General features: G+C 62.3%; 7 protein-coding genes. All 7 read right to left on the bottom strand.

The genetic code is table 11. The features are described from left to right. Positions 1-4: 4 nt before the first annotated feature. The 7 genes from FIV42_RS03590 to FIV42_RS03560 all read right to left on the bottom strand — a co-directional run bounded on the left by FIV42_RS03590 (position 5) and on the right by FIV42_RS03560 (position 11,467). Positions 5-1,582 (bottom strand): cytochrome c oxidase subunit II, encoded by a 1,578-nt coding sequence (locus tag FIV42_RS03590; protein WP_168210375.1) that lies wholly within the window; start codon positions 1,580-1,582, stop codon positions 5-7. Between the two features lie 510 nt (positions 1,583-2,092). Beyond that, positions 2,093-3,625 (bottom strand): c-type cytochrome, encoded by a 1,533-nt coding sequence (locus FIV42_RS03585; protein ID WP_141196349.1) that lies wholly within the window; start codon positions 3,623-3,625, stop codon positions 2,093-2,095. 57 nt (positions 3,626-3,682) lie between these two features. Beyond that, complete coding sequence (locus FIV42_RS03580) at positions 3,683-4,975, bottom strand: hypothetical protein (protein WP_141196348.1); 1,293 nt, start codon at positions 4,973-4,975, stop codon at positions 3,683-3,685. Positions 4,976-5,034: 59 nt separating this feature from the next. After that, positions 5,035-5,661, bottom strand: a complete 627-nt coding sequence (locus FIV42_RS03575) for a c-type cytochrome (RefSeq protein WP_141196347.1) — start codon at positions 5,659-5,661, stop codon at positions 5,035-5,037. 2 nt (positions 5,662-5,663) lie between these two features. Next, complete coding sequence (locus tag FIV42_RS03570; protein ID WP_141196346.1) at positions 5,664-6,623, bottom strand: DUF3341 domain-containing protein; 960 nt, start codon at positions 6,621-6,623, stop codon at positions 5,664-5,666. Then, positions 6,616-8,064 (bottom strand): NrfD/PsrC family molybdoenzyme membrane anchor subunit, encoded by a 1,449-nt coding sequence (gene nrfD / locus FIV42_RS03565; RefSeq protein WP_141196345.1) that lies wholly within the window; start codon positions 8,062-8,064, stop codon positions 6,616-6,618. The genes FIV42_RS03570 and nrfD overlap by 8 nt, the downstream gene beginning before the upstream one ends. Before the next feature lie 73 nt (positions 8,065-8,137). Next, entirely contained in the window at positions 8,138-11,467 is a 3,330-nt protein-coding gene (locus tag FIV42_RS03560) for a 4Fe-4S dicluster domain-containing protein (protein WP_141196344.1), read from the bottom strand. Between the last annotated feature and the right edge of the window lie 14 nt (positions 11,468-11,481).

Below are 11,481 nucleotides of genomic sequence, written 5' to 3'. Positions count from 1 at the left end.
ATAATTACTTCAATTCAGTGCGGATGCGCTCGACTTCCTCGGGCTGTACCGCGCTGGCCTCATTGCCAAACGAGTTGCGCATGTAGGTCAGCACGCCCGCCAGTTGGCGCGCGCTCAGCGGCTTACCCATGGCCGGGTGACCCTCGGCGCCGTGGAGTACGGCGACCGTCTGAGCCACGTCACCGATGACGGTGGGGTTGTTGGCCAGGCTGCGCACGTCGTCGAGACCTTCGCCATCGGCGCCGTGGCAACTGACACACGCGCCGTACACGCGGTCACCGACTTTCATCAGCTCGTCTTGCGGCACGGGCTCGGCGCCACCGGCCGGGAAGGGCGGCAGGCCAAGCTCGGCGCGAACCTCGGCGACGAGCTCTTCAGAGACCTCGCCTCCGTTGTTGCCCCAGCTGGTACGCTCGTGGTTGACGACCGCAGCGACCTGCGCGTCGTTGAGCTTCTGGCCGAAGGGCTGCATGACGCCGTTGTAGGTCTGGCCCAGGACGGTGATCTCGCCTTGGAGGCCGTTGAGCACGACGCTGATGTGGTCACGCTGCATGTCTTCTTGGGTGGTCCATTTGGCGCCTTTGAGGGGCGGGTAGGTCCCCGGGGTGCCCTGACCTTCGGCGCCGTGGCACGACGCGCAGTTTTTGGTGTAAATCTGAGCGCCGTCGACTTCGCCGGTGCCGCCCGTCTTCTTGTCTTCGAGCCACTGGGCGAAGTCCGACTTGGTCATGGCGACCGTGCGGAAGTACATGTCCCAGTGATCCTTACCGCAAAGCTCGGTGCACATACCGCGGTACTCGGTGGCGTTGTACTTCTCGTACGGCGAGGTCGTCGCATCGCGGCTCGCACCGAGGTAGGAGACGCGGCGCTCGAGCTTCGAACCACCGTTTTGCTGGGGCGGCTCGTAGAACTTCTCACCCGGCTCGGGCAAGAACTCGCCGGTGAAGTACTTCCACCAGTCCGGACGCGTGGTCACCTGCTCGATGCGCTCGGGCTGCTGGGTGGTACGTCCGGCGATGCCCGTCGCGTTGACCGGCCCGTCGGCGTTGAACCACCAGTAGTTGAATCGACCGGGCACCGCGTCGATTTTGACGCCCAACTCGGGCATGAAAATCGAGTGGATGACGTCACGCGAGGTGACCTCCAGCTTGATGTTGGTGTTGGCCGGCACGACCAAGTCCTCGTGGACGATGCCGCCGTGGTCGGGATAGCGGAACTCCCAGTCCCACTGATAAGCGATCGCTTCGACGGTCATCTCCGTCTCCGGCATCGTTTCGACCTCGAACATCACGTCGATGGTGATGAAGCCGATGTAGACCTGGGCGACGATCGCCGCCAGGGTCCAGCCGAGCTCGAGCTTGAGGTTGCCGTGGTTCTGCACCGGCTGCTCGTCCTCCGAGCGTCGGCGGAACTTGATAATCGCCACGAACAGCACGGCCTCGACAATAATCAGAATCACCAAGCAGATTTTGGCGATGATGTTGTAGAGGCCCGTGATGTCACGCGCGCTGGGTGACTCGAGAGCAACGAAGTCGCCCGAGCCGGGGATGGCGAATGCCACCACCGGGAGCAATATCGCCACGAGTACGGCGGCAACGGTAAGGAGGGCTTTACGGAGTCTTGTCGGATCTGTGTGGACGCTCATCGTATTTTCTACTTCGGCATGTGGAGGTTCGGCGAGCTGCAGAAACAGTCTGGTCAACAACAGGTCAGCGCCGTCAATCCACCTTTGCGTGGCAAAAGTCAGTCGATCTTTCATTCGTTCTGAGGGCCGGAAAAACGTGCATCTGACCCCGCAGGTTTTGCAGGCCTTTTTCGGGCCGATATGATCGATGTCATGGAGACGATTAGGTGATTGCCTTATACATTGTAAAGTCCCCATTTCTGGCGTGCTAACGGTGCATAAGCCCGTGAGGAAAGTCAACCCCGATCTAGGGTAGGCAAGGGCAGACTCTGCCCGATGGAGCGCGTATTCCCCGATTCGCAAGATTTGCGCAAAATTGCGCAAATGTTGCGGGTCCAGACGGGCCTCATTTCACAAAAAAAGGCAGCCTGGATCGCCAGGCTGCCTCGGTTCGGAGATCAGCTGATCTTACTGGTCGGGCGTACCCTGAGGTGCACCGCCAGCGGGTTGCTGCTCGGCCGGCTGCTGCTGGCCCTGCTGATCGGCAGGCTGCTGCGGAGCGGGCTGCTGTCCCTGGCCTTCACCTGCGGCGGGAGCGCCCTCGGGTGTGGCTCCCTGATCGGTGGCCTCGGGCGATTCCACGATGACTTGATCTTTGCCTTCGCCGTCGAAGGTGGCCACGTATGCGTGCAGATCGCGCCACTCTTTCTTGGAGAGCATCGACGCGGGGGTCATGCTCGGCAGGGTGGCGTGGACGCCGGCGTAAGAGCGCTCGGCGAACTCCTCGGTGCTTCCGCCCGCCATGGCCGGAACCAGGCGATCGATCTTCATGTAGAAGTAGGGCGGCTGCGCGCCGTAGGGCCCCTTGAGGCGGCCTGCTCCGGCAACTCCGTGGCAGGAGACGCAGTTTTCGACGTACAGGTCTTGGCCGGCCTGCGGATCGGCAGCCGGGTTGATGCGCGGGGCGCCGTATTCTGTCAGGCGGATGACGCGCTCTTCGACCTGATCTTTGATCAGCGCCTTCATCGCCACGTCGACCGGAATGGCCTCGGGCTTCTCGGGGGCGCTCAGGGCGCGGCATGCATCGACGATTTGCTCTTCACCGGCCTCAATTTCGACGTCATCGGGCACGATTGAGAGGGTGTAGTGCGTCAACGCCCACAACTCGTCTTCAGACAGGTTGGCGTACGAGGCCATCGAGGTGCCTTCGATACCTTGCTGCAGCGTGTTGAAGATGCCCAGCGGGCTGGGCGAGTTGGTGTAGTCTTCGCGCTTGGCGCCGACGAAGTTACGCGGAGGCGGTTGCAGCGCACCTGCAGCGGGGCCGTCACCGGCGCCTTTCTCGCCGTGGCACGACACGCACTGCTGGGCGTAGAGTTCGGCGCCCTTGTCCAACTGCTCTTGACCCTTGGGGGCGACCTTGTCGGCGATGGAGGCCTTGATCTCCTCGTCGCAGACACCTTTCACGGCTCGCTCCCGAGCCTTCTCGACCACCGCGGTCGGATCGGTCATCTCGCCGGTCGGGCCCAGGCTGCGTACGTAGTGCACGATATCCCAGCGCGACTGATAGGGCAGGTGCTGGAACTTGGGGTGCGGCGGAGCCTGAGTCGTCGGCTGCTGGGCCGCGGGGGCCTGAGCGTCGGCGGCAGGCTGTTGTCCAGCCACGGCCTCTTCGAGTCCATAGGTGATCGCGTTGTAGACCTGCAGCGGTCCACCACCATACCGATAGTTCGCCTCGGTCAAATCGGTGGTCTGGAACGTCTTGCCGGGTGCATCGGCCAGCTTGACGTTGGCCATGCCCTGTCCCTTCTCGCCGTGACACGCCGCACAATTTTGCTCGTACAGCGTTTCGCCACGCTCGATCTTTTGGGGGGTGGGCACCATCATCTTCTGGAGCTCACGCACCCCGATACCTTGAGCGCTGACCATCGGCGCCACCGCGGAGATGCCTCCGACGATGAGGGCGACTTTAAGAATTTTTGCGAGTGTTTCGTCTTTCATGGTTTTTACTTCGACGAAGGGATTGCCGCCAAACGGGCCATCCTGTGGGTGTCGAGATCAGTCTTCTCGGTCAACTTTGCGATCATCGGCCTGGGGCATATCCTCGACCCCGACCTCGGGCTCGGGCAGCTCGCCGTGGTCGTGGTGCGGCATCGACTCGTGCAAAAACGGGTCTTTGATGGGCACCAGGTTCGCCGAGGTCAGACCCTTGGCGACGGCAATCATGAAGATACCGGCAAAACCGACGGTGATGAGCATCTCGAGCCAGGGAGCGACCACGTGGACTTCGCCATGGTGCTCGGCAAAGCCGACCCACCACCAGATTTCGAAGGCCAGGGTGAAAACCAGGCCGTAGCAGGTGTAGCGAAGCACGTTGTACTTGTTCATCTTGTTGTCGCGCGGAAGCAGCGCGAAGAACGGGATGATGAACTTGACCGTGAACATGGCGATGAACCAGCCCCAGCCACCGGCTTCTTCGATGCGGTGGACGAACCAGATGTCTTCCTCGGGGATGTTGGCGTACCAGATGAGGAGGAACTGGCTGAAGGCGATGTAGGCGTAGAACACGGTGAAGGCGAAGACGAACTTGCCCATCGCGTGTACCTGCTGGAGGCTGATGAACGAGCCGAAGTAGCCTTCGTCACGCAGGTACAGAATGATGATGGTCATCAGCGCCAGGCCGGCCTGGAAGGCGGCGGCGAAGGTGTAGACCTGGAACATGGTGCTGAACCAGTGCGCCTCGAGCGACATGATCCAGTACCAGGTCATGAACGAGAAGCCCACGGTGAAGAACACCGCGAAGATGGCGCTCCAGATCTTGCCCCGATCGTACGCCTTCGGATCGCCGGTCTCGTCCTGCTTGACCGAGGTGCGACGCATCATCCAGAAGCCACCGATCCACAGAATGAACGCGGCCACGGTGGTGAACGCCATCCCGGGGGTGTTCAAGAAGCCGAGCTTCTTGGCCAGGATCGGGTCTTGGGCAGCCTCGGCGTGCGACCAGTGGTACAGCTCGTGGATGCCGAGCAGTCCGAGCAGACCGAAGACGGCCGCCGGGAACAGGCCGTAGCCCAGCGCCATGCCGACGCGGCGAATGGACGTGCTCCATCCGGCGCCGCTCAGGTACTGAGTGGCGATGAAGAAGGGCCCGACAAGGCTGAGGCTCAAGATGAACCACCAGCCGATGATATAACCCTGCCACGCGCGATTCGCCATGCCGCCGAAGAGTCCGCCCAAAAAGGCGAGCGCTCCGATCGCGGCGAGGACGGCCCCGATGACGTAGAAATTTTTGCCGATCTCGACCTTTTTCGGGGGTGTCAGATCGTGGTGATCGTGTTGTGCTGCAGCCATGGCTTTCGCCTCGCTAACTCATTCGAATTCAGATACTGCCGCCAAACTGGGCGCTCGGATTACTTCTCGCTCAGGAGTTGCTGGTCCTGAGGTTCCGGGTAGTCGGCACGCTGCAAGGCGCGCACATAGTTGACCACCGCCCAGCGCTCGATCGGGTACAGCTGGCTCTTATAGCTCCACATACGGGCTTGGCCGTGTGTGATGATGTAGTAAATCTGGCCGTCGGTCATGTTCCGGGCGCGCTGAGTCGTCAGACTCGGCGGCAGCGGATACTTTTGCTCGCCGACCACGTAGCCCTGGCCCTGACCCTTTTCGCCGTGACAGACCACGCAGGTCGTGTCGTAGGAGAGCTTGCCGTAGCGCAGCGTCTCGTCGTTGATCGGCACCGGGTTCTGAAGCTGTGCAGCTTCGTCGGGCGCGTCGTGATAGGCGAAGGGCCGATACGACACCGGCGCCGTTTCCGGCGGCGGGGTGCGCATGCCGGGGGGCTGGCCGTCATATCGCGGCTGAGCCTCCTGGTCCCGGTAATCGGGCGTGCTGTGCATGCCCTGAATCGGGTTGAGTTCGCCCCACGGCTTGTCGCCATCGGCCGGGATACCCACCTCGACGCAGGCGCTGAGGAGCGCGCAGGCCGAAAGCACGACCGCGGCGCGCACTGTCAATGTCTTTTTGCTCGCGTTACGCATGGTTACGCGTCCTTGACGATCTTGCGGACTTCCAGCGGATTGAGGTCTTCGAGGAAATCGATGACTTCGTCCACGTTGAATTTGTTGTCTTCGGCCGAGATCCACAGCACGAACCGGTCGTCGGTGATGCTGGGGTCGATGATCATCGGCTTTTTGAAACAGCCGGCTGCCTTGAGCATAACCACCGCGGTGGTCACACCAGCCAAAAGCACGGTCAGCTCGAACATGATGGGCACGAACGACGGCCACGGGGCAAAAGGCTTGCCGCCGATAATCATCGGCCAGTCGAAGGTCATCGTGCCGAACTGCAGCGCGTTGGCCAAGATGAAGCCGGTCACGCCGGCGCCGAAGGTCACCCAGGGAATCCAGGAGCGACCCAGGCCCATCGCTTCGTCCATCCCGTGGATGGGGAAGGGCGAGTAGGCGTCGAACTCCTCGTAATCGGAGTCACGTGCATATGTCGCGGCGGCCAAGAGGTGCTTGGGGTGCTCGAAGAAGGCGGCGACGCCCTCGAGCGTGTGCACCGAAATCGGCTCGCCGGTCGAGTCGACCTCGACGTCGGCCGCGCCTGCTTCGGCGTCTGCGGCCTCTTTTTCGGCTTGCTCTTCAGTCTCAGCCACTTCGCTCTCCTCGTCGGCGTCCTCGTCGGCCTCTTCGGCCGGAGCGGCGGCGCCTGCGGCACCGACTTCTTCGTCGGCGTCCTCGTCGGAAGCGTCTTCTTCGTCAGAAGTCGTCTCCTCGGAGGCATCTTCGGACGACTCGTCGTCCTCGGTCGTGTCTTCTTGGTCGGAAGCGTCGTCGCCCTCGGTGCTTTCCTCGTCGGAAGCGTCGTCGTCGGCGTCGGACTCCTCGTCTTCGGAGGCTTCGGAGCCGGTCGCAGCCAGCTCTTCTTCCTCTTGTTGCTCTTCTTCTTCGGGAGTCTGCTCTTCCTGCTCTTTCTTTTCGTCTTTGTTGTTACCCACGGGTGGCCTCCTTCCTCCTCTCTCTGGCCAGGTCGACGGCCTTGTCGTGGTTCATGACTGCCTTGACCTCGAAGATGGTGATGGTCGGCAGTACGCGGCAGAACAAGAGGAACAGCGTCATGAACATGCCGAACGAGCCCCAAAGGAGCATGAAGTCTGTCATCTTGAAGTTGTATACGCCCCACGAACTCGGCAGATAGTCACGGTGCAGCGACGACACGGTGATGACGTAGCGCTCGAACCACATGCCGACGTTGATGAGAATCGACAGGACGAACAGCACCGGGATGTTACGGCGAATCTTCTTGAACCACAGCAGTTGCGGGCACAAGACGTTGGGGCCGTACATCAGAATCGCCGACCACATGTAGGGGCCGAACATACGGTTGCCGAAGTGATAGCGCTCGCCGGTGGTGCCCGAGTAGTAAGCGATGAAGAACTCGGTGGCGTACGCGATGCCGACGACCATGCTGGTCAGCAGCACGACTTTGGCCATCGCCTCGATGTGGTTCATCGTGATGTAGTCTTTCAAGTCGAAGACCACACGCATGATGATCGTGAGCGTGAGCACCATTGCGAAGCCGGAGAAGATAGCTCCAGCGACGAAGTAGGGCGGGAAAATCGTGGTGTGCCAGCCCGGAATGACCGAGACGGCGAAGTCGAACGAAACGATGGTGTGCACCGACAAAACCAGCGGAGTCGCCAGGCCGGCCAGCATCAGGTAGGCCGACTCGTAGTGACGCCAGGCGCGGTTGCCGCCGGTCCAACCCAAGCTGAGCACGCCGTAAAGCTTCTTGCGCAGCGGGTGCTTGGCGCGGTCACGAAGGGTGGCCAAGTCGGGAATCAGGCCGATGTACCAGAACACGATCGAGATCGTGGCGTAGGTCGAGACGGCGAAGACATCCCACAACAGCGGCGAGTTGAAGTTGACCCACAGCGGTCCACGCCCGTTGGGGAGCGGGAACAGCCAGTAGGCAAACCAGGGCCGACCGGTGTGCATCAGCGGGAAGATACCCGCCGTCATGACCGCGAAGATGGTCATGGCCTCCGCAGAACGGTTAATTGCCGTTCGCCAGGTCTGATTGAACAGGAACAAAATCGCTGAAATCAGCGTTCCTGCGTGACCGATACCGATCCAGAAGACGAAGGTGACAATGAAGACACCCCAGCCGACCGGGTGGTTGATGCCGGTGGTGCCGACACCCACGAGGACGTCGAAGGCGAGGCCGGCCAAGAAGACCAGCAAAAGCAAGACCGAGGGGATGAACGCCGCCCACCACATCTTGGTGGGGAAGCGTTCGGTGTGAATAGCCACGTCGTCTGAGACGTCGCTGTAGGTCTTGTTGCCGGTTACCAGCGGCTCGCGTTTGCCCTTCGGGCCACCCAAGGGGCCTTCGCCCTCGTGGTAGTGCGGTAGTCCGGTGAGTTCGCTACTTTCCATGCCTGAACTCTTTCGAGCGAGAGAATACGACAATCACAAATTGCGCGTTACTTCCAAAAAGTGCGCGCCGTCCTTAAGCCTTATCGGTGTCGGTGTTCCAGACACTCGACAGGTAGGCGATCGACGACTCGGTGCCGACCTCCTCCAGCGGAGATACAGCGCGCGGCGAGCGGTGATCTTTGGCCACCACGGCCTGGTCGTCGAGCAGGTTGCCGAACTTGATGGCATCGGCCGGGCACGCCTGCTGACAGGCGGTGACGACGTCGCCATCGCGTAGTTCGCTGCGGCCTTCGCGCTGGACCTGCCATTTGGCCTGTCGGATGCGCTGCACGCAGAAGGTGCATTTCTCCATGACACCGCGGCTGCGCACCAACACGTCGGGGTTCATGCCCAGGGGCAGGGGTTCCTCGACGTTGAGTCGTGCGTGCTCTTCCATCTCCGGGAAAATCCGGGCCAGGAAGAAGTCGCTGCGGTCTTCGGAGTAGTTGTACCAGTTGAATCGACGCACCTTGTACGGACAGTTGTTGGCGCAGTAGCGGGTACCGACACAGCGGTTGTAGGCCATCTGGTTGAGGCCATCGGAGCTGTGCATGGTCGCCGCGACCGGGCAGACCGTCTCGCAAGGGGCGTTCTCGCAGTGCTGGCACAGCATCGGCTGCATCAGCACGCGCGGGTTGTCCATGTATTTGGAGAAGGCAATGTACGGATGCTCGGCGTACATCGGATCGCCGACTGGACTGTGCCGCTCCTCGTGGACCTCGTCGGTCTTGGGGAGCATGTAGTAGCGGTCGATGCGAAGCCAGTGCATCTCGCGGCCTTCAATGACGCCTTGGCGTCCGACCACCGGCACGTTGTTCTCTTCCTGACAAGCGGTCACACAGGCGTTGCAGCCGGTGCATTTGGTCATGTCGATGGACATGCCCCACTTGAGGTTGCCGTAGTCGTGGTCCTCCCACAGGTCCTTGAGCGGCGGGTGCGCGTGCACGCCCGCCTCCGGGTCCTTTTGGTAGGCGGCCAGGGTCGTCGATGCCATGTAGGGGCGCTTGTGCAGGTCGATGACGTGCCCGCCCTGCGGAATCGACAGTTCTTCGTTCTCGCCGGTGTTCTTCAAGGCGGCTTCGAGGCCCGACAGAATCTGGCGCTTCTCGACGACCGTCGAGAATTCGAAGCCGTTGGCGCCGATATCGGAGCCGACCACGCCGGCGCGAGTGCGTCCGTAACCCAGCGGAATGGCCACGACGTCGTCGTGCATGCCGGGCTGCATGATCACCGGGAAGTTGTGCGTGTAGGTCTGGCCGGCGTTCTTCACCGTGATGCTGATGATGTCGCCCAGCTCGAGACCGGCGTCGTTGAAGGTCTTCGGGCTGACCAAGACGTACGAGCCCCAGGTGTGCTTGCTGATCGGGTCGGGAAGCTCCTGGAGGTGGCCGTCGTTGGCAAGGCGACCGTCGCCCAGCGGAATGCTGGCGAACATGTGCAGTTCTTTGCTGCCCAGGTCGCCCGGCTTGCGGGTTTTGGGCTTGGGAAGCTGCTTGGGAAGCGCCTGAAGGGCTGCCGCCACGTTCATGTTGGCCGGCTTGGGCTGGTAGGTCGACTGCACCCAGACACCCTCGCGAAGCACCGACTCCCAAAAGGCGTCGAAATCAGCAAAGGTGTCGGCCTTCGGGAACAGGTCTTGCTGCCAGTGGTTGCGCAGGAAGCGGTACCAAGCGCCGGCGTCGTGGGTCGGGGCGTTGCCCGGACGGTTCGTGTTCGGTGCGTCGGGAGCCTTCAAGAAGGGCTCGAGCGCGGGAACGAGTCCACTTTGGCCGAACCAGACCATCAGGCTTTCTTCGAAAGCGCGGGTCTCGTACAGCGGCCGAATCGCCGGCTGCTGGATGGAGTACACGCCTGCGAAGGGGTTCGAATCGCCCCAGGCTTCCAGTTCGTGGGTGCCGGTGGCCAGGTAGTCGGCCAGAACCGCCGTCTCGTCGACGCGGTCGCTGGTGCTGATGACCATCGGAACTTTGTCGATGGCCTCGGCGATCTTGAGCTCGGGCGGAGCCGAGTAGACCGGGTTGGCGCGGTCGATGATGAGCACGTCGACGTTGCCGGCCTCGATGTCCTCGACCAAGGTGGCCAGATCGCCGAATCCACCGGCTACCTGACGGCTCGGGCGGTCGCGCTCGACGGTCTTGCCCACGTTGCCCAAAAGGAAGTTGAGCAGGGCGACGGCGGTCTCGAGCTCGATGCCGTTGTCGGTCGCGCTGGCGTTGCCGCCGGCGATGATGAGGCTCTTGCCCTGATTCTGCAGCAGCTCGGCGCCCAACTTGTTGAACACGTCGGCGGGCACGCCGGTCGTCTTGGCGACGGCCTCGGGCGTGAACGCCTTGAGCGCGCCGCGAATCGCGGAGTTACCGGCCGGGCTCTTCTGCGCGACGACGTTGGCCAGGGCCAGCGCCACGTAGGGCAGGTCGGTGTAGCGAACGCGGTAGCGGTCGTCGGCGTTGGCGCCCGTCAGGGTCAGGTAACCCTCGAAGGCGACCAGGCGCGACATGTCGGGGGTCTGGTCGTGCTTTTCACCGTACTCGAAGTCGGCCAGGTTGCGCCGGCTCGAGAACATTTTGGTGAACTCGACCGGTGACAGCCAGGTGCCCAAGAAGTCGCTGCCCAGCGAGACGATGACGTCCGCCTGGTCGATGCGATAGTGGGGCACATGGGCGTTGCCGTAGGCCAACTCGCTGGCCATGGTCAGCGCCTGCGAGTTGAGCGGGTCGTAGGTGTAGTGCTTGGCGTTGGCGACCGCACCGGTGATCTGGTCGATGAGCGCGGCCTGCGCGCTGCCGGTCAGCGTGGTCGTCAAGATGCCGACGCTGCCGCCTTGCTTGACCTTGCCGAGGGAGTTGATCACCTCTTGGTCGAGCGTCTTCCAGTCGAGTTCTTGGTGACGGTCGTCCTGGCTGACCTTGAGCGGCGATTTCTGCCGATCCGGGTCGTACAGGCGACGGTAGGAGGCTTGGCCTCGCGCACACGTGCCACCGCGGCTGACCGGGTGGTCCGGGTTACCCTCGATCTTGATGGGGCGACCCGCGCGCGTCTCGACGAGCACGCCGCAGCCGGTCGAGCAACCCGAGCAGACCGTGGCGTAGTAGTTCCCTTTGCCGATACGGATCTCTTCGGGCCGGTCGACGTAAGGGGAGACGTACTCTTTGGGGTTGCGGCATGCAGCGCCCGCCATGGCGGCGGTGGCTGCTGCGACACCCGAGATGCGCATGAACTCGCGACGCGACACGTTCAGATCATCGGAACCATCCGAAAAGCTGACCGTCACCCCGCCGTCTTGGCGGGAGCGCATGGTGATCTCCGCGCCGGGGTCAGTCTTGGCGTGTCTCGGGAGATCGGAGGCGTTAGGCTTCTTACTCATGACGACAATCTTGC

It is taken from the genome of Persicimonas caeni, assembly GCF_006517175.1.
Lineage (GTDB): Bacteria > Myxococcota_A > Bradymonadia > Bradymonadales > Bradymonadaceae > Persicimonas > Persicimonas caeni.
Note: the sequence above shows the minus strand (reverse complement) of the source record. Positions and strands in the feature narration are given on the sequence as shown.